At 70.3% G+C, this 19,825-nt stretch carries 18 protein-coding genes; 10 read left to right on the top strand and 8 right to left on the bottom strand.

Translation table 11 applies throughout. The features are described 5' to 3' along the window. Nucleotides 1–71: 71 nt before the first annotated feature. From trmFO to mscL, 6 genes are all read right to left on the bottom strand, one after another. Nucleotides 72–1,439: a methylenetetrahydrofolate--tRNA-(uracil(54)-C(5))-methyltransferase (FADH(2)-oxidizing) TrmFO gene (gene trmFO / locus IT293_07345; protein MCC6764464.1), complete on the bottom strand. Its 1,368-nt coding sequence runs from the start codon at nucleotides 1,437–1,439 to the stop codon at nucleotides 72–74. 448 nt (nucleotides 1,440–1,887) lie between these two features. Further along, on the bottom strand, nucleotides 1,888–4,215 hold the full coding sequence (gene topA, locus IT293_07340) for a type I DNA topoisomerase (GenBank protein ID MCC6764463.1): 2,328 nt from the start codon (nucleotides 4,213–4,215) through the stop codon (nucleotides 1,888–1,890). A gap of 20 nt (nucleotides 4,216–4,235) precedes the next feature. After that, nucleotides 4,236–5,321, bottom strand: coding sequence for a DNA-protecting protein DprA (gene dprA, locus IT293_07335; protein MCC6764462.1), 1,086 nt, complete (start codon nucleotides 5,319–5,321; stop codon nucleotides 4,236–4,238). Nucleotides 5,322–5,412: 91 nt separating this feature from the next. Then, nucleotides 5,413–6,315, bottom strand: coding sequence for a hypothetical protein (locus IT293_07330; GenBank protein MCC6764461.1), 903 nt, complete (start codon nucleotides 6,313–6,315; stop codon nucleotides 5,413–5,415). 13 nt (nucleotides 6,316–6,328) lie between these two features. Continuing rightward, nucleotides 6,329–6,742 carry a thioesterase gene (locus tag IT293_07325; protein MCC6764460.1) on the bottom strand — a complete coding sequence of 138 codons (414 nt, stop codon included), beginning with the start codon at nucleotides 6,740–6,742 and terminating at the stop codon, nucleotides 6,329–6,331. Nucleotides 6,743–6,767: 25 nt separating this feature from the next. Next, entirely contained in the window at nucleotides 6,768–7,202 is a 435-nt protein-coding gene (gene mscL, locus IT293_07320; protein ID MCC6764459.1) for a large conductance mechanosensitive channel protein MscL, read from the bottom strand. 134 nt (nucleotides 7,203–7,336) lie between these two features. On the opposite strand from mscL, the gene IT293_07315 reads away from it, so the two are divergent. From IT293_07315 to IT293_07275, 9 genes are all read left to right on the top strand, one after another. Continuing rightward, nucleotides 7,337–7,753 carry a DUF937 domain-containing protein gene (locus tag IT293_07315; GenBank protein ID MCC6764458.1) on the top strand — a complete coding sequence of 139 codons (417 nt, stop codon included), beginning with the start codon at nucleotides 7,337–7,339 and terminating at the stop codon, nucleotides 7,751–7,753. Between the two features lie 82 nt (nucleotides 7,754–7,835). Then, the gene (locus tag IT293_07310; protein ID MCC6764457.1) at nucleotides 7,836–8,720 is read left to right on the top strand and encodes a MoxR family ATPase; all 885 of its coding nucleotides are present in this window, start codon (nucleotides 7,836–7,838) and stop codon (nucleotides 8,718–8,720) included. Between the two features lie 20 nt (nucleotides 8,721–8,740). Continuing rightward, nucleotides 8,741–9,928 carry a VWA domain-containing protein gene (locus tag IT293_07305; protein MCC6764456.1) on the top strand — a complete coding sequence of 396 codons (1,188 nt, stop codon included), beginning with the start codon at nucleotides 8,741–8,743 and terminating at the stop codon, nucleotides 9,926–9,928. Between the two features lie 16 nt (nucleotides 9,929–9,944). Then, nucleotides 9,945–10,376 (top strand): aminoacyl-tRNA hydrolase, encoded by a 432-nt coding sequence (arfB, locus tag IT293_07300; protein MCC6764455.1) that lies wholly within the window; start codon nucleotides 9,945–9,947, stop codon nucleotides 10,374–10,376. 192 nt (nucleotides 10,377–10,568) lie between these two features. Next, a complete protein-coding gene (locus tag IT293_07295; protein ID MCC6764454.1) occupies nucleotides 10,569–11,519 on the top strand; it encodes an HDOD domain-containing protein in 951 nt (316 codons plus the stop codon). A 158-nt stretch (nucleotides 11,520–11,677) separates the two neighbouring features. Beyond that, nucleotides 11,678–13,201 carry a YifB family Mg chelatase-like AAA ATPase gene (locus IT293_07290; GenBank protein ID MCC6764453.1) on the top strand — a complete coding sequence of 508 codons (1,524 nt, stop codon included), beginning with the start codon at nucleotides 11,678–11,680 and terminating at the stop codon, nucleotides 13,199–13,201. A gap of 92 nt (nucleotides 13,202–13,293) precedes the next feature. After that, nucleotides 13,294–13,560: an AbrB/MazE/SpoVT family DNA-binding domain-containing protein gene (locus IT293_07285; protein ID MCC6764452.1), complete on the top strand. Its 267-nt coding sequence runs from the start codon at nucleotides 13,294–13,296 to the stop codon at nucleotides 13,558–13,560. Beyond that, nucleotides 13,557–14,009, top strand: a complete 453-nt coding sequence (locus IT293_07280; protein MCC6764451.1) for a PIN domain-containing protein — start codon at nucleotides 13,557–13,559, stop codon at nucleotides 14,007–14,009. The genes IT293_07285 and IT293_07280 overlap by 4 nt, the downstream gene beginning before the upstream one ends. Before the next feature lie 36 nt (nucleotides 14,010–14,045). After that, nucleotides 14,046–14,228 carry a hypothetical protein gene (locus tag IT293_07275; GenBank protein ID MCC6764450.1) on the top strand — a complete coding sequence of 61 codons (183 nt, stop codon included), beginning with the start codon at nucleotides 14,046–14,048 and terminating at the stop codon, nucleotides 14,226–14,228. Between the two features lie 79 nt (nucleotides 14,229–14,307). On the opposite strand, the gene IT293_07270 is transcribed toward IT293_07275, so the two are convergent. Continuing rightward, a complete protein-coding gene (locus IT293_07270; protein ID MCC6764449.1) occupies nucleotides 14,308–15,438 on the bottom strand; it encodes an efflux RND transporter periplasmic adaptor subunit in 1,131 nt (376 codons plus the stop codon). Next, nucleotides 15,435–18,617, bottom strand: a complete 3,183-nt coding sequence (locus IT293_07265; protein MCC6764448.1) for an efflux RND transporter permease subunit — start codon at nucleotides 18,615–18,617, stop codon at nucleotides 15,435–15,437. Before IT293_07265 ends, IT293_07270 begins: the two co-directional genes overlap by 4 nt. Nucleotides 18,618–19,142: 525 nt before the next feature. Here IT293_07265 and IT293_07260 point away from each other — a divergent pair. Continuing rightward, a complete protein-coding gene (locus IT293_07260; protein ID MCC6764447.1) occupies nucleotides 19,143–19,805 on the top strand; it encodes a class I SAM-dependent methyltransferase in 663 nt (220 codons plus the stop codon). Nucleotides 19,806–19,825 lie beyond the last annotated feature (20 nt).

The raw sequence follows: 19,825 nt of genomic DNA, 5'->3' as shown, positions 1-19,825 counted from the left end.
TAGCTCGCATTGCCTACCGGGTCCACGTCGCGAGAGCGCCCACCGCGTCGATCGGCGCGAGGCGCGCGGGCTCAGGACGACGCGGGGAGCGCGTCCACCGGCTCAGGCGCCGGCCGCACGCGCGCCGCCGGCGCGAGCCCTTCGGCGATCGACCACCGATCGAAGTCGGCGAGCGCGCGCGCCGCGAGCTTGAGCTTCTTCTCGCGTCCACGTACGCGGCCCGCGAGCGGTGGGAAGAGCCCGTAGTTCGCGTTCATCGGCTGGAAGTCGCGGCGACCCCGCTGCGTGACGTACGCGAGGAGTGAGCCGAGGGCGGTGGTCGCGGGCGGCGACACGAGCGGCGCCCCGGCGAGGAGCCGCGCCGCGTTGATGCCGGCCAGCAACCCCGCGGCCGCCGACTCGACGTAGCCCTCGACGCCGATGATCTGGCCCGCGAGAAAGGTCGTGCGCGCCGCGCGAAGCCGCAGCGTCGGCATCAGCACGTTCGGCGAGTCGACGAAGGTGTTGCGGTGGAGACTGCCGAGCCGGACGAACTCGGCCGCCGCGAGCCCGGGGATCATGCGGAAGACGCGCCGCTGTTCGGGATAGGTCATCTTGGTCTGGAAGCCCACCATGTTGAAGAGCCGCGCCGCGGCGTCGTCCTGCCGGAGCTGCACGACGGCGAAAGGCCGTGTCCCCGTCTGCGGATCGATCAGGCCGACCGGACGCATCGGACCGAAGGCGAGCGTGTCGCGGCCGCGGCGCGCCATCTCTTCGATCGGCATACAGCCCTCGAAATACACCGTGCGCTCGAATTGCTTCGCCGGCACCTTCTCGGCGGCGAGCACGGCATCGACGAAGGCATAGTACTCGTCGCGCGTCATCGGACAGTTGACGTAGTCGTCTCCGCCCTTCCCGTAGCGCGAGGCTTTGTAGGCGATCCCCATGTCGATCGAGTCGCTCGTCACGATCGGCGCGATGGCGTCGTAGAAGTAGAGGTGCGCTTCCCCGAAGAGGCGCTCGAGCGCCGACGACAGCCCGGGCGAGGTCAGCGGGCCGGTCGCCAGAATCGTGACGCCGTCCGGGATCGCCTGGAGCTCGCAGCGGTGCAGTCGGACGTTCGGATGCTCGGTGACGGCGCGCGTGACCCCCTCGGCGAAGAGCGCGCGATCGACCGCCAGGCACGCTCCCGCCGGCACGCTCGTACGGTCGGCGACCGCGAGGACGAGCGAGCCGAGCCGCCGCATCTCCTCCTTCAAGCAGCCGACCGCCGTCTCGAGCGAGGCGTTCCGGAACGAGTTCGAACAGACGAGCTCGGCGAGGTGCTCCGTGGTGTGCGCCTCCGTGCCGCGCACCGGACGCATCTCGTAGAGGTCGACGCCGATGCCGAGCTCCGCGAGCTGCCACGCGGCCTCCGATCCCGCGAGCCCACCGCCGACGACCGTGACGCGATCCGACATGAGCCGTCCTCTGTACTGGGCATCGCCCCGGAGCGCCAGTCGGGCGCAGTCCTGTGCGAGGCCGGAGGGCCGCGTGGGTGGGGAGCTCGCCTCCTCGCTCGGGCTCCTACCCTCCGGCGCCTACGACCCGCCGCTGCCTCATCTGTCCTTCGGTCAAGCGAGCTGTCTCGCTCGTCACCGACTCCCCACCCACGCGGCGCGCAGCGCCGCGAGAAAACGCCCGAAGACGACACAGAGACGACCGCGGTGAGGTCGGCGCGTCGGCTTCGCGCAGGAGCTCTTCGCGCGGCGGCGGCGCCGCGGGGCGTGGGGAGTCGTTGAGGAGCGAGCTCAGCTCGCGTCGTGCGCAACACGCGCGTGGCACGGCGGGCTCTACGCGCTGGGAGTTCCCGCCGAGCGACGAGACGAGCTCCCCATGCCCTCCGGAACCGACCGGCGCGCGACGAGGCTACGTGCCCGTCTCGGAGACGTCGCCGACGGCTTCTTGGAAGTCGCATCCCTCCTTGAGGCAGCGCCGCACCGTCCCGGCGCGCTTGGTGGTCTTCTCGACCACGAACGGCGCCTGGCAGAGCGGGCACGACATCGCGATCGGCCGATCCCAGCTCGCGAACGTGCAGTCCGGATAGCGGTTGCAGCTGTAGAAGATCTTGCCGCGGCGCGAGCGCTTCTCGAGGATCTCGCCGCCGCCTTCGACGCCTTTTCCAGCGGCCGCGGCGCCGCCACAGTCGGGACACGCGATGCCGAGCTTCGTCGGCTTGATCATCGGCATGATCGTCTTGCACTCGGGATAGCCCGAACACCCGAGAAACTTCCCGAAGCGGCCGAAGCGCACGAGCATCGGCTTCCCGCACTTGTCGCAGACCTCGTCGGTCGTCTCCTGCTTGGCGATCACGATCTCGCCGTGCTCGTCACGCGTAAAGTTCTTGGTGCTCTTGCACTCGGGATAGCGCCGGCACGCGAGGAACTCGCCGCGACGGCCCCACTTGATGACCATCGTGTCACCGCACTGATCGCACTTGACGTCGGTCGGCCGCTCCTCCGACTTCACGTTCCGCATCTCGACCCCGGCCTTGTCGAGGTCCTTCGAGAACGGCTCATAGAAGCGGCGCATCGCCTCGACCCAGTTCTGCGTGCCCTCCTCGATGCCGTCGAGCGTCTCCTCCATGCCGGCGGTGAACTCGACGTTCAGGATGTCGGGAAAGGACTCGACCAGGAGATCGGTCACGAGCATGCCGAGCTCGGTCGGGTAGAGGCGCTTCTGGGGATCCTCCTGCACGTACTCCTTGCCGAGGATCGTCTGCATGATCGAGGCGTACGTCGACGGGCGGCCGATGCCGTTCTCCTCGAGCTCCTTGATGAGGGTCGCCTGGGAGAAGCGCGGCGGCGGCTGGGTGAAGTGCTGCTCGGGCTTCAAGTCGCCCTGGAGGATGAGGCGGTCGCCTTCCTTCAGATCGGGGAGCGTCTTGCCGTCTTCGTCGTCGCCCGCGGCGTCGTCGACGCCCTCCGTGTAGACGCGCATGAAGCCGTCGAAGACCACGACCTGGCCCGTGGCGCGGAAGATCGCGTCCCGAGCGGCGATGTCGATGGTGGTGGCCTTCAGGCGCGCCGGCTCCATCTGGCAGGCGACGAAACGGTTCCAGATGAGCGTGTAGAGGTTGAGCTCGTCTTTTTCGAGGTACGGCGCGACGCGCTCCGGCGGGAAGTCGATGCTGGTCGGGCGGATCGCCTCGTGCGCGTCCTGGGTGTTCTTCTTGGACTTGAAGACCGGCGGCTTCTCCGGGACGTAGTCGGCGCCGTAGCGCTCGCCGATGTAGCCGCGGACGGCCTCGACCGCCTCGGGCGAGAGCCGGGTCGAGTCCGTGCGCATGTAGGTGATGAGACCGACCGCGCCCTCCTCCCCGACCTCGACGCCCTCGTAGAGCTTCTGCGCGATGCCCATCGTGCGGCGCGGCTGGTAGCCGAGCTTGCGCGAAGCCTCCTGCTGCAACCGCGAGGTGATGAACGGCGGCGACGGATTGCGCTTCCGGTCGCTCTTCTCGACCTTGGCGACCACCCAATCGGCGCCTTTCAGGTGCTCGACGACGCCGGTCGCCGCGGCCTCGTTCTCGAGCCGGAAGGTCTTGTGATCGAGGCGCCTGCCGGCGAGCTCGAAGAGGTTGGCGTTGATGGGCGGGGGATGCTCGCCTTCGAGCGTCGCGCCAATCGTCCAGTACTCCTCCTTCACGAAGGCCCGGATGGCGCGCTCGCGCTCGGTGATGAGACGGACGGCGACCGATTGCACCCGACCCGCCGACAAGCCGCGGCGCACCTTGTCCCAGAGGAGCGGGCTCAGCTGGTAGCCGACGAGCCGGTCGAGGATGCGACGCGCCTGCTGGGCGTCGAACTTGTGGCGATCGAGCTTCAGCGGATGCTTGATCGCCTCCTGTACCGCCTTCTTGGTGATCTCGTTGAAGAGCACCCGGTGGATGTTCTTCTTGTTGCCGAGGCGATCGGCGATGTGCCACGCGATCGCCTCGCCCTCTCGATCGGGGTCAGGCGCCAAATAGATGTTTTCTTTGTCTTTTGCAGCCTTCTTCAGCTCGTCTATGACCTTCGATTTGCCGTGGATGACGGCATAGTCGGGCTTGAAGTCGTTGGCGATGTCGACCCCGAGCTTGGACTTCGGGAGGTCGACCACGTGACCGACCGAGGCCTTCACGGTGTAGTTCCGACCGAGGTATTTCCCCAATGTTTTCGCCTTCGCAGGCGACTCGACGATGACGAGGTTCTTGGCCATGGCTCCTGGGATCGACCCCATTACTGTAAACCACCCCCCCCGGCAAATCTGCCCGTCAGATGGAATTGTCCTCCGGAAGCCCTCCGGACGACCCTCCGAAGCTCGAGATCGAGCAGTATTGCAATGATTTCTTGCGGGCTCCGACCGCTCGCGCGCGCCAGATCGTCGGCCGAGAGGGGACCGCTTGCGAGGTGCTCGACCAGCCCGTGCTCATCACCACCGGAGCCGCCGGGCCCGGACGCGACACCGCCGGCGCGACCACGGAGCGCCGGCGCGATCTCCGCGAGGACGTCGTCGAGGTCGCGGGCGAGCGTCGCCCCCTCGCGGATCAATAGATGGGCGCCGGATGAGAGCGGCGAGTCGACGCGCCCCGGTACGGCGAAGACCTCCCGGCCCTGCTCGTTGGCGAGCCGCGCCGTGATGAGCGAGCCGCTGCGCTCCGCCGCTTCGATCACGATCGTGCCCTGGGTCATGCCGGCGAGGATGCGGTTCCGCGCCGGGAAGTGGGCCGGAAGGGGCATGCTGCCGACGGGTCGCTCGCTCAGCAGGGTCCCGGTCGCCACGATGCGCGTCGCGAGCTCGGCGTGCTCGCGCGGATACACGACGTCGATCCCCGAGCCGAGCACCGCGACCGTCCGCCCACGCGCCGCGAGCGCGCCCTCGTGCGCGGCCCCGTCGATCCCCCGCGCGAGCCCGCTCACGACGGTCACGCCGGCATCGGCGAGGCCGGACGCCAGCCGGTGGGCCGTCTCGCGTCCGTAGCTCGTCGCCCGCCGGGCGCCGACGATCGCCACCGCCGGGCTCGCGTCGAGCGGGCTGCCCTTGGCGACGAGATGCAGGGGCGCATCGTGGACCTGGCGGAGCGGCGCGGGATACTCGGGATCGTCGAACGCGACGAGGCGGGCCCCGGCCGCGACGACGCGGTCGAGCTCGGCGCGCGCGTCCCGCCGCGCCGCGGAGCCGAGGATCCGGCGCGCCGCCTCGGCCGGGCACCCCGCGGCGACCAGCGCGGCCTCCGTCGCGGCAAGCACCCCGAGCGCGCCGGCGAAGCGTGCCGCGAGCGCCCGGCCGCGCACGTCGCCGATCCCGGGCGTCGATCGCAGCACGATCCAGGCTCCGGCTTCGTCGCTCCCGCGCCCCATCGCGGCCGCCACCGTCGCAGAGCGGATCGGCGGCCGAAAGGCGCCGAGTAGCGGGTCAGCGGTACTTGGCGCGCACGGACTCCATGCGGGCGCGCAGCATCTCCGCCTGCACCCGTGCGCTCTCGACGGCGGCGCGGGCGCGATCGAGACGGCGACGCAGCTCGACCGACCCCTCGCTGTCGTCCCAGGCGTTCCGACGCTGGATCTCGTCGACGAGCGCGTTGTACTCGTCGACGCGCGCGTTGTGCACCTCGACGGCCTGCCGATAGACGCGGGTCGCCTCCTGCAGATCCGATCCGAGGCTCGGCTTCTCGGTGGCCTCGACTCGCGGCCGGAGATCCTCGGGCGCGGTGTCGGATTGGAGCCGCGGCCGCGCGTCGCCGGGATCCTCGCGCACGGGCGGCGGCTCGGCGCGCGCCGGCGCGCGTCGCGTCGGCGCGGGCGGCGCGACGGCGCGACGCCCCTTCACCGCCGTCCGGCGCGGCGTCGGCACCGGCGTCGCAACGGCGGTCGGCTCGGGAGCGGCCGCGGTGGCGGTGCCCGTCGGTACGGGAACCGCCGTCGGCCGAACGACGCGCGTCGCGACCATCGTCGGCGGCGCGGGCGGCAGCGTCGCGACCGGGGTCGGAATGGCGGCCGGAGCCGTCCAGTCTTCGAGACGAAACGGCTGCTCGCGCGTCTGCAGCCACGTCAACACCACGACCGTCACGAGCAGCGTTGCCGCCGCGATGGTCCAGGCTCGGAGCGAGCGCGCGCGCCGTGCCTGGCGCGGACGGCGGCCACCCATCGCCTCGCCGAGCGTACGGAACGTCTCCGGGTCCGCCGCGAGATCCTCACCGGCGAGCGGACTCCCGCAGATCGTGCAGTAGCTCAGCCCGCCACGATTCGGCTTGCCGCAGCGCGGGCACGCCACGGGCTCGCCGTCGTCGCCGAGCTTCCAGTCGTCGCGCTCCTCCATGCGAAGCTCGCGCTCAGCCTCCCGTCCCCGCGTCGCCGTGCGCCGCGGCCTTCGCCCGCACGCGCGCCATGAACTTCTCGCGATCGACGACGACGCGCTCGTGGCGGCCGACCGTGATGCGATCGGCCTGGTCGTGGCCCTCGACCTCGAAGACGCAACGGCGGCGGTCCAGCTCCGCGAGCCGGACCCGCACACGCACCCTCATGCCGATCGGGGTGGCGGCCTCGTGCGTGAACTGGAACCCGACGCCGACGCTCGTCTCGCCCGGCCCCGCATGCTCCGCCATGAGGGCGGCGCAGATGGCTTCGGCGAACGCGATCATGCGCGCGCTCGCGAACACGTCGGGCACGAGCGGCGACACCACGGTCGCCGAGTCCGCCGGCGCCGTCACCATGGTCGCCTCGCGCGTCAGGCCGACCGTCAGCACGGGGGGAGATCCGGCGCCGCGGGAATCAGAGCGGGCTCGTACAATGCGGGCATCGCTTGGCGGCGAGCGGGATGTTCATGGCGCACTGGGGGCACGGCTTCTCGGTCGGCTGAGCCGCCGGCGCGGGCTGCTCGCGCTTGAGCGCGTTCATGCCGCGCACGACGAAGAAGAGCACCATCGCGACGATCAGGAAATTGATGACCGTGTTCAGGAAAATCCCGTAGTTGAGCGTCGCGGCACCGGCGTCCTTGGCCGCCTTCAGGCTCGGGAACTCCCCGCCGCCGAGGACCACGAAGAAGTTCGTGAAGTCGACGCCGCCGAGCAGCTTCCCGATCGGCGGCATCATCACGTCGTTCACGAGCGAGGTCACGATGCCGCCGAACGCGCCACCGATGATGACGCCGATCGCGAGGTCGACGGCGTTGCCCTTGAGAGCGAATTCCTTGAACTCCTTCAACATGAGCTGCTCCCCCCCTTCCTATGCTGTGGTGCTGCCTTCCACGCCCGGCGTGTGCCGGGCATTCCCGAGGCTGTCAAGTTGACCTCGCCGAGCGGGCGCCCGCGTGGTAGCGATGGAACGGCGACGAGCGCACGATGGGTCTCTTCGACGAGTTCGCGAAGCAGGTCGCGAAAGCGGCTCAGGCTTTCGCCGAGAACACCAACCCGGAGCTCGCATCGGGCATCCTCGAGATGCTGCAGCAGCGCGGCGGCCTCGACGCCCTGGTACGCCGCTTCCAGGAACAGGGTCTCGGCGACGTCATCGCGTCCTGGGTCTCGACCGGCCCGAACCGTCGGATCACGCCCGAGGACCTCGCGAAGATCCTCGACCCGGAGCAGCTCGTCGAGCTCTCCCGGCGGGCGGGCATCGCCATGAGCCGGCTGCCGGAGGCGCTGGCGGGATTGATGCCGACCATCGTCGATCGGCTCACGCCCGACGGCGAGATGCCCGACCCCTACCGGCTCCTGCGGATGGTGGCGGGTCTCTTCCGAAGCGATCGCGCCCCTTCCTGAGCTCCTCGGTTGCGGACGCCGCGCGCACCCGCTAAGCGAACGCGCTCACGCAACTCGACGCTCTGACGGAGGATTTTTGCCCATGGCAGCGCTGCAGGACGACTTTCACCGCTTCTCCGGAACCGCGGGCTACATCGCCTCCGCCCCTCTCGTCGACGCCGTCAACTGCGCCGTCGCCCTCGAGCGCCCGCTCCTCATCAAGGGCGAGCCCGGCACCGGCAAGACCCTCCTCGCGCGCCACGTGTCGGAGGGGCTCGGGATGCCGATGCTCTCCTGGCACATCAAGTCGACCTCCAAGGCGGCCGACGGCCTCTACGTGTACGACACGGTTCAGCGCTTGAACGACAGCCGCTTCGGAGGCGGCGACGTCTCCGACATCCGGCGCTACATCAAGCTCGGGCCGCTCGGCCAGGCGTTCGCGGCGCCGAAGCGCCACGTGCTCCTCATCGACGAGGTCGACAAGGCCGATCTCGAGTTCCCGAACGACCTTCTCCGCGAGCTCGACGAGATGCGCTTCACGGTGATCGAGACCGGCGACGAGATCGCCGCCAAGGAGCGCCCGGTCGTCATCATCACCTCGAACAACGAAAAGGAGCTGCCGGACGCGTTCCTGCGCCGCTGCATCTTCCACTACATCGAGTTCCCCGACGCGGCGCTCATGAAGCAGATCGTCGCGGTCCACCATCCGAACCTCGACGCGACGCTCCTCGATCAGGTCCTGATCAAGTTCTACTGGCTGCGCGAGCAGAGCGAGCTCCGCAAGAAGCCGTCGACGTCGGAGCTGATCGACTGGATCTCCGCGCTGCTCCGCGCCGGCATCACGCCCGACCAGCTGGAAGCGCACATCCCGTTCGTCGGCGCCCTCCTCAAGAAGGAGCAGGACGCCGAGGCCCTGACCCGATTCGACCAGAAGAGCGGGCGCTATCCGACCAGCTGGAAGGAGCTCGGGCCGCGCTACAATCAATAGAAGGACGCGCGCCGCCCGCCATGTTCCTCGACCTCTTCTACGGCCTCCGCGACGAAGGCATCCCGGTCGCGCTCCAGGAATGGATGACGCTCCTCGAAGCCATGAAGCGCGGCATGCACGGGTCGAGCCTGCTCCGCTTCTATCATCTGGCGCGGGCCTGCCTGGTGAAGAGCGAGACGTTCTACGACGCCTACGACCGCGTGTTCGCACGCGTCTTCCAGGGCGTCGAGGGCCGGTTCGACGGCGTCACCGACGAGCTCCTGAACTGGCTCGCCGATCCGAAGAACTTCCCGAATCTCTCGCCCGAGGAGCTCGCCGCGCTCGAGCGGCTTTCCTCGGACGAGCTCATGCGGCGCTTCCTCGAGACGCTCGCTGAGCAGACCGAACGCCACGACGGCGGCGGCAAATGGGTCGGCACCGGCGGCAAGTCGCCCTATGGGCACGGCGGGCAGCATCCGACGGGCATCCGCGTCGGCGGCCCCGGCCGCAGCCGCTCCGCGATGAAGGTCGCCGAGGACCGGAAGTTCCGCGACTACCGGACCGACGTCGCGCTCGACATCCGCCAGATGCGGGTCGCGCTCAAGCGCCTCCGCCAGCTCACCCGCACTGGCCTCGCGACCGAGCTCGACCTCGACGAAACCATCGACGAGACCTGCAAGAACGCCGGCGAAATCGAGATGGTCTTCCGGGCACCGAAGAAGAACGACGTGCGGCTGCTCCTGCTCATGGACGTCGGCGGCACGATGGACCCGTACTACGAGCCGATGAGCCAGCTCCTGACGGCGTTGCACGACGAGCGCGGGCTCCGCGAGTTCCGCCCGTTCTACTTCCACAACTGCGTCTACGACTACGTGTACTCGCGGGCGCGCCTGACCCGCGCCGACGCCGTTCCGACCGGCGACATCCTGCGCAGCCTCGACGAGCGCTGGAAGCTCCTCATCGTGGGCGACGCGGCGATGCACCCGTCGGAGCTCCTCGAAGGCCACGGCGGCATCAATCCGCACAACACGTCGCCGACCCCCGGCATGACCTGGCTGCAGCGTCTCGCGGGCCACTTCGAGCGCGCGGTGTGGATCAATCCCGACGAGCAGAAGCTCTGGGACCACACCTACACGACGCGCCTCGTGCGGCGCCTCTTCCCGATGTTCCATCTGAGCGTCGACGGCCTGGCGAGCGCCGTGCAGGCGCTCGTCGGCGCGCGGGTCTGATTCCGCGGGAAACGCGATGGCGCGCGGCGATCTACGCGTGAACGACCGCCTCGCGATTCCGGCGGTCGAGCTCGATCTCACCTTCGTTCGCGCCGGCGGACCGGGGGGCCAGAACGTCAACAAGGTCGCCTCGAAGGCCGTCGTGCGCTTCGATCTCGCCCACTCGACCGCCTTCCCGACCGACCTGCGGACGCGCGCGCTCGCGCGCCTGCGATCGAAGCTCACACAGGCCGGCGAGCTGATCGTGACCAACGGCACGACACGCGATCAGGGCCGGAACCGCGAGGCGGCGCTGGCGCGCCTCGCGGCGCTCCTCGCGGGCGCCGTCGCCCGACCGCGGGCGCGCCGTCCGACGAAGCCCTCGGCCGCCGCCGTCGAACGACGGCTCGAGGGGAAGCAGCGGCGCGCGCGCCTCAAGCACGCGCGCCGCGCCCCCACACCCGACTGACGCCTGCGCGCCGCGCGCGTCGGCAGAAAACTGACGATCCGCCGAGCGGCGGCGCTCGTGCCCGGCCATATCCCGTGCATTCTCCGGCGTTTTCGTCCTGTGCGCCCAGGCACATTCGTTGCTTTGCGGTCCTCCATCGCCAGCAACGACGCGGCGCTCGCGACCGCTTGGAGAAATGCGTGACGATCTCGCATGACGGAGCGCGGCGGCCGCGGGACGGCGATCGGCGCCACGATGAACGGAGGAGTCGAGCCGATGGAATCCATGCAGGCATTCGAGCAGCGTACCTGGACGCCGCTGCAGCACGAGGATCTGCAGGCGCGGGTCCGGAGTACCCTCGCCCGCCTGTCGCAGACCGGCGCGCTCCCGACGCTGCCCGCCGCCGCGAGCGCCGCGCTCGGTATGGCGCGCGACCCCGAAGCCGACATCGACGATCTCTGCCGCGTGATCCAGACCGACGTCGGCCTCTCGGCCCGTGTGCTGCGGATCGCGAACTCCGCCGCGCTCGGACGCCGCAACCCGGCGCGCAAGCTCCAGGAAGCGGTGATCACGCTCGGGCTCCGCAAGACCTGCGACATCCTGGTCGCCGCGTGCGCGAAGCGCCTGTACGAGGGCGCCACGGCCGGAGCCGAGGAACTCTGGAACCACTCGCTGGCGGTCGCCGTCGCGTGCGAGGAGCTCGCGCGCACGACGCGGCGGGTGGAGGTCGGATGCGCGTTCCTGCCGGGGCTCTTCCACGACGTCGGGCGCGCCGCGTTCCTCCTCGCCGACGGGACGGCAGCCGAGGTGATCGAAAGCCTCGCCGTGAACGGTACGGGCGAGAGGTCGTACCTCGAGCGCGAGTGGTACGGCTTCGACCACGCGGAGGCGGGCGCGATCCTCGCCGAGGACTGGGGCCTCGCGCTCGAACTCTGCGACGCGATCCGCTGGCACCATGAGCCGACCGAGGCGGGCGCGGCACGCGAGCTCGCCACGCTCCTGAACGCCGCCGACGCGTTCGCGTACCGGATCGGCTGCGGCACCGGAAGCGAGGCGCCCCCGAGCGTCGGCACCACGCTCCTCGGCCTCGGCGCCGAGGACGAGCACGCGCTCGCCGACCGAATCCAGGGCGCCTGGAGCGAGCAACGCGACCTGCTCGGCTGACCGCATGACCGTCGTCGTCGTCGAAGACACCCCCGACGACGCGGACGCCGGCGGCAAGTCGACGACCTGACCGGCCACGCGCACCGCGTCCTCCGCCGCGAGCGTACCCGCTACTCGCAGCGTTGCGCCCGCCCCGCCGGGCGGCGACGCTCGCGCCCGTGCTCGCCACCGTCACGACGTGCGCGCTCGTCGGCATCGAGGCGCACCCCGTCCAGGTCGAGGTCGACCTCGCGACCGGCATCCCGCACACGCAGACCGTCGGCCTCCCCGACTCGAGCGTCCGCGAGAGCAAGGATCGCGTCCGCTCCGCCCTCCGCAACGCGGGCTTCGAGATCCCGCCCAGGCGGATCACCGTGAACCTCGCGCCGGCGCACCTGCGGAAGGAAGGCGCCGCCTACGATCTCCCGATCGCACTCGCGATCCTCGCCGCCACGGGACACCCGCTCCGCGAGCGGCTCGCCGGCGTGGCGGTCGCCGGCGAACTCGCGCTCGACGGCAGCGTCCGGCCGATCCGCGGCGCGCTCGCGATCGCGGCGGCGGCCCGGACCGCCGGCTGCGCGCGCCTGGTCGTGCCGCGCGCCAACGCGCCCGAAGCGGCGCTCGTGGAGGCTCTCGCGGTCCTCCCGAGCGACGACCTCCGCACCACCGTCGAGATCCTGATCGGCAGCCGCGAGCCGGAGGTCCAACCGCCGACCGTGCCGGCCGCGCCGGGAGCCCGGACGTCGCCGCTCGATCTCGCCGACGTCCGCGGACAGGTCTACGCGAAGCGCGCGCTCGAGGTCGCCGCCGCGGGCGGCCACAACCTCCTCCTGGTGGGGCCGCCCGGCGCGGGCAAGACGATGCTCGCGCGCCGGCTCGCCACGCTTCTCACGCCGCTCGCCTTCGCCGAAGCGCTCGAGGTGACGCGCATCCACAGCGCCGCAGGCCTCCTCGGCGACCGCGCGCTGGTCACCGAGCGGCCCTTTCGCGCCCCGCACCACACCGTGTCGACCGCCGGACTCTTCGGCGGCGGAGGCGCCGCCCCGCGTCCGGGCGAGCTCGCGCTCGCGCACCACGGCGTGCTCTTCCTCGACGAGCTGCCCGAGTTCCGCCGCGACGTGCTCGAGGGTCTGCGCCAGCCCCTCGAGGATCGCCGCGTGACGATCGCGCGCGGCGCCTGGCGCGTCACCTATCCCGCGCGCCTGGTGCTGGTTGCCGCGATGAACCCGTGCCCCTGCGGCTTCCGCGGCGATCCGCTCCGCGGCTGCCGCTGCACGCCGCATCAGCTCGCGCAATACCACGCCCGCCTCTCCGGACCGCTGCTCGACCGCATCGATCTCCACGTCGAGGTCGCGCCGGTCAAGTATCGCGAGCTCGGCGCGACGCCGAGCGGCGAGTCGTCCGAGGCCGTGGCGGCGCGCATCGCCGCCGTACGCGAGCGCCAGGATGCGCGCCTCGGCGCCGCGCGCGCTAACGCCGAAATGAACGCGCGTGAACTCCATGCCTACGCCCGCCCCGATTCCGCAGGCGCCGCGCTCATCGAGCGCGCGATGGCGCAGCTCGGCCTCTCGGCCCGCGCCTACACGCGGATCCTCAAGGTGGCACGCACGATCGCCGATCTCGCGGGCAGCGAGCGGGTCGGCGCCGCGCACGTCGCCGAAGCGATTCAGTACCGCGCGCTCGACCGCGAACGGCGCGCGTAGCCCGCCGTTGGCTTCCCTCGATCCCCGTCCTGCCACAGGCCACTCATGGGTATTCTCTTGCGCCACATGGCATTGGAAGATACCGTTTCCCCATGGAAGACATCGTCACCATCGACCGAGCCGGGCGCCTGGTGGTTCCGAAGGCCGTCCGGACCAAGCTCCAGCTCCGCGAGGGGACGCGGCTGCGCCTCCGTGCCGAAGCGGGGCACCGCCTCGTGCTCGAACGCGTCGCCGAGGAGAGCGCCCCCGTCGAGGTCAACGGGCTCCTCGTCATCCGCGGACGCCTGGTGGGCGAGATTCCGGATCACCGCGAGCAGCGCGCGCAGCGGATCCGCGGCCTCGGTCGGATGAGCGAGTGAAGGTCGCCGTCGATACGTCCGTGATCGTCGCGGCGGTGATCGAGGACCATCCGCACCATGCGCGTGCGAGCTGGTGGTTGCATCCACGGAAGAAGGTCGAGCTGATCGCGAGCTGGCACGCCTACGCCGAAGCATGGGCCGTCCTCACGGCCCTCCCGATCGAGCCGCGCGTCTCGGGAGAAGTCGCCGCCGCGGTGCTGGAGCGGGTTCGTCGATCGGTGGGCTTCGTGTCGGCGCGAAGCGGAGCCTACCCGGCCGCCGTCAGCCGCTGCACCGCGCGCGCCCTCCGCTCCGGTGCGGTCTACGACGCGCTTCATCTCGTCACGGCGGAAAGAGAAGCAGCCGAGCTGTTCCTCACTTTCAACGTCGACGATTTCGCGCGCTTGGCCGAGCCGGGCAGACCCCGGATCGTTGCGCCACCCGACCCGCCCGGAATGCCGGCCGCCTAGGCTCGGACCGAGCTTCCCGCGAAGCGTCAGGTCGAGATGAAGCGCTGCGGCGACGCGGTACAGAACCAGCTCCAATGGAAGTGGGCCAAGGGCGCTCCCGCCGACGGCGGGCTTCAAGGCGTCTGCGACCCGGCGGCCGCCGGTTGTCAGGCGGCGGGCCTCCCGGCGCCGGCCTCGCCGACCGACCTCGACGGCAGGTCAAAGCCGCACATGCGATAGATGCTCCGCCGCCGGCGCCTCGAACGCGACAACGCAAGCGGACTTCGATCACGTGCCGCAGGCGGGGTGAGCGTCCGGTTCAGCGCTGCGGCAGCGGCACCGCATGAACCGGCTCGCCGTCACGCGCGGCCTGCCCGACGTTCATCGCGATCGTGTCGTCCGCGCTGATGCCGGACGTGATCTCGACGGTCCGGCCGTCGTCATAGCCGAGCTCGACCGCGGCGAGGACCAGGTGGCCGTCCCGCACGAGCGGGACATAGACCCGACCCCCGCGGAACACGAGCGCGTCGTCGGGAACCGTGGGCGGACCCTCCGGTTGCGTCACGTCGAACCGCGCCGTGGCATACATGCCCGGGTAGAGCGCCCCGTCCTCGTTCGGCACGTCGACCTCGACGAGCATGGTACGGGTCGCCGTCCGCAGCGCCTCGGCGCGCCGGCTGACGGTGCCGGCGAAGACGCGCCCCGGGTACTCCTTCACCGTGATGCCGGCGGGGTCGCCGACCTGGACCCGCACGGCGGCGCTCTGCGGCAGGTTGGCGGAGACGCGCATCCTGGCGAGCGAGGCGACGGTCACGATCGGCGTGCCGGCCCCCGCGGTCGCCTGCGACACCAGCGCGCCGGGATCCACCGCGCGCGCCGTCACGACGCCGGTGAACGGCGCCCGGATCTGCTCGTATGCCTGCGTCGCACGCAGCTGCGCGAGCGTCGCCTCGGCCTGCGCGAGCGCGCCGCGCGTCTCGTCCCCGGTCTGCTTCGCGACCACGCCCTCGCGGACGAGCGCCTGCGTGCGCGCGTCGGTCGCCCGCTGCAGCGTGACGGCGGCCTCGGCGTTCGCGACCTGCTGATCGACCTCGGGCGACTCGAGCTCGGCGATCACTTGTCCGGCGGTGACGTGATCGCCCTTGTCGACGGCGATGCGCTTCAGGTACCCGGCGATCTTCGCGTACACCAGCGACTCCTCGAAGCCGCGCACGCTCGCCGGCACTTCGAGCGCCCGCGTCGCCGGCGCCGTCGACGGGCGCGTCACGAGCACGCGCCGCCCCTTCGCCGCTTCGTCCCGTTTGATCTCGCCCTGCCGGCGCAGTCTCAGATCGCGCGCGAGCACGATCGCCGCAGTCGCCGCACACACGACCAGGACCGCGGCGATCCAGGACGCGGTGAACCATCGTCCCGGCTTCCGACTCACGTAGCGGCGCGGGTCGTCGCTCACGTCTCGAGCGCTCCCGCCCCCGTCACGGCGGCGACCTCGGCGTCGCGCTCGTGCTTGCCGATCACGGTCCGTCCGAAGATCGCGTACGCCGCGGGCACGACGAACAGCGTCATCAGCGTCGCGGCGAGGAGCCCGCCGATGACCGCCCGCCCGAGCGGCGCGTTCTGATCCGCCCCGCCGAAGCCGATCGCCATGGGCAGCATCCCGAGGATCATCGCGAGCGCCGTCATCACGATCGGCCGCAGGCGGATGCGCCCCGCCTCGATCGCCGCCTCCACCGGCCCGAAGCCCTCCTCGCGCAGCTCGTTGGCGAAGGTCACGAGCAAGTTGCCGTTCGCCACGGCGACCCCGACCGCCATGATCGCGCCCATCGCCGACTCGACGTTGATGGTCGTACCGGTCAGCACGAGCATCCAGAGCACGCCCGCGAGCGCGCCCGGCACCGCAAGGAGGATGATGAAGGGCTCGAGCCACGACTGAAAATTCGCCACCATCAGAAGGTAGACGAGAACGACGGCGAGGACGAGCGCCGCGCCGAGCGTCGTGAACGACTCGCGCATCGCCTGGCTCTGGCCTCGCACCGTGATCTTGGTCCCGGGCGCGAGCGTGCCGAGCTCGTCGATCGCGCGCTGCACGTCGGCGGCGGCGCTCCCGAGGTCGCGGCCGTGCACGCCGGCGTTCACGTCGATGACCCGCTGCACCGAGTAGTGCTGGATCACCGCCGGGGAGACGGTCCGACCGATGCGGGCGAGATTGCCGAGCAGCTGGGGCTCGGCGTCGGGTCGCGTCGACGCGGCGAGCGGCGTCCGCGCGAGCGCCGGGATCGAGTCGACCCTGTGCTGCGGCGTCTGCAGGAGCACGCTGTAATTGACGCCGTTCGACGGATCGAGCCACTGGTTCGGCTGCAGGAGGAAGCTCGTGCTGAGCGACGTCAGGAGGCTCGACGCGACGTCCGCTTCGGTCACACCGAGCTCGAGCGCCTTCTGCCGATCGACGTCCACCTTGATCGTCGGATAGTCGAGCGGTTCCGCGATCCGGAGGTCGGTGAGCCCCGGGATGCGCGCCATCTTCTCCTTCAACCTCGTCGCGAGCGCGTACGACGCGTCGAGATCGTAGCCCTGGATCTGCGCGTCGATCGGGGCCGGGAGGCCGAAGTTCAGCACCTGATTCACGATGTCGGCCGCCTGGAAGTAGAACTCACCGTCCGGGATGGCCTCGGCGAGCGCGCGCCGGATCCGGTCCTGATACTCGGCGGTCGGCCCGTGCCGCTCGTGGAGCTGGACGAGGATGTCGGCGTCCATCGGGCCGATGCTGTCGGTTTGGTAGAACGCGAGGGTGTACGAGACCGGCGTCCCGATGTTGTCGCTGATGGCCACGAGCTCGTCGGCGGGCACGATCGACCGGATGATGCGCTCGACGTCGTCGACGATCTGCTCCGTGCGCTCGATGCGCGTGCCGGTCGGGGCGCGAACGTGCAGCCTCATCATCCCCGCGTCCACGGCGGGAAAGAAATCCTGTCCGACGACCGTCGCGAGCGCACATGACGCCGCGATCGCGACCGCGACGCACGCGAGCGTGAAGCGCCGGCGCGCCACGAAGACGCCGAGCCAGCCTCGATAGGCCTCGCGAAAGCGCTCGAAGCGGACCTCGAACCCGGCGAGAAAGCCGCGCCAGGCCGAACGGCCAGCGGGCTCCGCGCGCGACTCCGGCAGCAGGTAGCGCGCCATCGACGGGACGAGCGTACGCGACAAGAGGTACGACGTCAGCATCGCGTACACGACCGCGAGCGCGAGCGGCGTGAAGAGGAAGCGCGCCACCCCGTACAGCAGCACGACGGGAAAGAAGACGATGCAGATGGCGAGCGTGCCGACGAAGGTCGGCATCGCGATCTGCGCCGCGCCGTCGAGAATCGCGATCAGGAGCGGCTTTCCCATCACGTGGTTGCGATGGATGTTCTCGATCTCGACGGTCGCGTCGTCGACCAGCATGCCCACCGCGAGCGCGAGCCCGCCGAGCGACATGATGTTGATGGTCTGTCCGGAGAGCTTGAGCGCGACGATCGAGGTCAGGATCGAGAGCGGGATCGACACGATCACGATCAGCATGCTGCGCACCGAGCCGAGGAACACGAGCACCATGAGCGCCACCAGCACCGCCGCCACGACCGCCTCACGCACGACATCCGCGAGGGCCTGCCGCACGAACTTCGACTGATCGAAGGTGAGCGCGGCCTCGAGGCCTTTCGGCGCCGTCGCGAGAATGTCGGGCAGCGCCGTCTTCACGCGGTCGACGACGGCGAGCGTCGAGGCGGCGGCGTGTTTGATGATCATGAGGTACGTGGCGCGCGCCCCGTCGACGCGCACCACGTTCGTCTGCACCTGGTGCGCGTTGGCGACCGGCGCCACGTCGCCGAGCAGCACCGGCGTCCCGTCGACGACGCGCAGCGGCATGCGGTTGAATTGCGCGACGTCGGACGGGCTGCCGTTCAGCTGGACGCTGTACTCGCGATCACCGATCTTCACGGTCCCCGAGGGAATGATCACGTTGCCGGCGGCGAGCGCGTTCGAGACCTGCTGGGGCGACAGGTTGTTCGCGTAGAGCGCCTCGGGATCGAGGTTCACCATCACGGCGCGGCTCACGCCGCCGAGCGGTGCGGGCGACGACAGCCCCTCGATCGTGAAGAGCTTCACCCGGATGAAGTTCAGACCGTAGTCGAAGAGCGCCGATTCCGGGAGCGTGTCGCTGCTCACGTTCAGCTGCGCGACGGGGACGTTCGCCGCGTTGTAGTCGATGACGTTCGGCGCCTGGATGCCCGGCGGCATGATCCGCAGCACCGTCTGCGCGACGGAGCTCATCTGCGCGATCGCGCCGCCCACCGCGGCGCCGGGATGGAAATAGACCTTGATCATCCCGATGCCGGCGAACGACGAGGACTCCATGTGCTCGATGCCGTTCACGGTGGTGGAGAACGCCCGCTCGCTCAGCAGGACGACCCGCCGCTCCATGTCGGTCGCGGAGAGACCCGGGTAGTTCCACACCACGAGCACGACCGGGAGATCGATCGCGGGGAAGATGTCGACGTTCATCAGTCCGAACGACAGCGTGCCCAGCACCGTCATCAGCAGCGCCATGACCGCCACGGAAAACGGCCGGCGGAGCGCGAGTCGGACGATCCACATGCGCGCCCACTCTTATGACGTACGCGCACGCGGCTCGGAAGGTACTCTGGACGAATCGTCCGCGCGGCCGTGGCGGGACGCGGGCCGGCGCCCCTTGTCGCTCATCGGCGAAGGCTTCGACGACACCCCGGATCTGGGCGATCGCGAGCGAGGCGTAGCCGAGGCCACGGCGCTCGCCGTTGCGGGCGCGCGTGCGGTGCAGGTGGCGATCGAAATGTCCGTCGCTGATGCAGCGGGCGAGGGCCGTTGCTCGAAGTCACCCGTCGTGAATCTGTCACCACATTGGCGCAGGAGACATCGAGGCTACGCTACTGGTACTATGTCTCCCCACCGACACGGCGACCGCGCCGCTCGCGACCTTCGGGCGGACGATGGACATGCGGACCGACAAGCGGATGCAGCCGACGCGCACGGCCGTGCGCGCACCCAGCGCCCGTCCGAAAGCGCGCGGCTGATCCGCGCGCCGTTGCGGCTCCGCCGAGGCGGGGGTAGCTAGAGGGCCGTGCGCGATTCGGATCGCCTGCGATGACCGACTGCGACGCGCTCCTGGCGCGGATGAAGAACGTCGTGCCCGCGGACGAGGTCCGCTACCACGAGTTCTTCTGGAGGATGATCTACGCGGTCTACTATGACCGCGTCGTCGCCGAGATCTTCACGCGGCTTCCCGGACCGGTCCGCTCGGTCGTCGATTGCGGCGCCGGCTACGGCTACTGGTCCTCCTTCCTCGCGCAGAGGGGATTGGCGGTCGCGGCGATTGATACGCAAGCCCGGTGTCTCGAGGTCCTGCAGGCGACGGCGCTCGCGACGCCCGCGGTGACGCCCGTCGAGCGCGACATCCACGACCTCGGGGCGCTCGGGCAGAACGCCTACGACGTGGCGTTTTCCTTCGCGACGCTGCACGTCGCACGCGATCCGGGGCGGGCCATGCGCGAGATGGTCGCCGTCACCCGGATCGGCGGGAGCATCGTCATCGCGCTTTCGAACGTGCAGCATCCGGTCAATCACGCCTTCTGGAAGGGAGCCTCGAACGTCAACTACGACGTAACGCAAGACTACATCGACGCGACGCTCGCTTCGCAGTGCTCCCTCGTGCTGCGGCACGACTGCTATCCCTCCGACAACCGCATCCTCGCCGCGTACGGGGAGATCCCGCTCCTCACCTTCTCGGTTCACCAGAAACGGTCGTAGCGGGCGCTCCCCGCGACGCC

The organism is Deltaproteobacteria bacterium (assembly GCA_020848745.1).
In the GTDB taxonomy this organism is placed as follows: domain Bacteria; phylum Desulfobacterota; class Binatia; order UTPRO1; family UTPRO1; genus UTPRO1.
Note: the sequence above shows the minus strand (reverse complement) of the source record. Positions and strands in the feature narration are given on the sequence as shown.

Coding starts and splice junctions, on each gene's coding strand:
- trmFO (MCC6764464.1), bottom strand. CDS start 1,439: ATGTCGGATCGCGTCACGGTCGTCGGCGGTGGGCTCGCGGGATCGGAG.
- topA (MCC6764463.1), bottom strand. CDS start 4,215: ATGGCCAAGAACCTCGTCATCGTCGAGTCGCCTGCGAAGGCGAAAACA.
- IT293_07330 (MCC6764461.1), bottom strand. CDS start 6,315: ATGGAGGAGCGCGACGACTGGAAGCTCGGCGACGACGGCGAGCCCGTG.
- mscL (MCC6764459.1), bottom strand. CDS start 7,202: ATGTTGAAGGAGTTCAAGGAATTCGCTCTCAAGGGCAACGCCGTCGAC.
- IT293_07315 (MCC6764458.1), top strand. CDS start 7,337: ATGGGTCTCTTCGACGAGTTCGCGAAGCAGGTCGCGAAAGCGGCTCAG.
- IT293_07310 (MCC6764457.1), top strand. CDS start 7,836: ATGGCAGCGCTGCAGGACGACTTTCACCGCTTCTCCGGAACCGCGGGC.
- IT293_07305 (MCC6764456.1), top strand. CDS start 8,741: ATGTTCCTCGACCTCTTCTACGGCCTCCGCGACGAAGGCATCCCGGTC.
- arfB (MCC6764455.1), top strand. CDS start 9,945: ATGGCGCGCGGCGATCTACGCGTGAACGACCGCCTCGCGATTCCGGCG.
- IT293_07295 (MCC6764454.1), top strand. CDS start 10,569: ATGACGGAGCGCGGCGGCCGCGGGACGGCGATCGGCGCCACGATGAAC.
- IT293_07285 (MCC6764452.1), top strand. CDS start 13,294: ATGGAAGACATCGTCACCATCGACCGAGCCGGGCGCCTGGTGGTTCCG.
- IT293_07275 (MCC6764450.1), top strand. CDS start 14,046: ATGAAGCGCTGCGGCGACGCGGTACAGAACCAGCTCCAATGGAAGTGG.
- IT293_07265 (MCC6764448.1), bottom strand. CDS start 18,617: ATGTGGATCGTCCGACTCGCGCTCCGCCGGCCGTTTTCCGTGGCGGTC.
- IT293_07260 (MCC6764447.1), top strand. CDS start 19,143: ATGACCGACTGCGACGCGCTCCTGGCGCGGATGAAGAACGTCGTGCCC.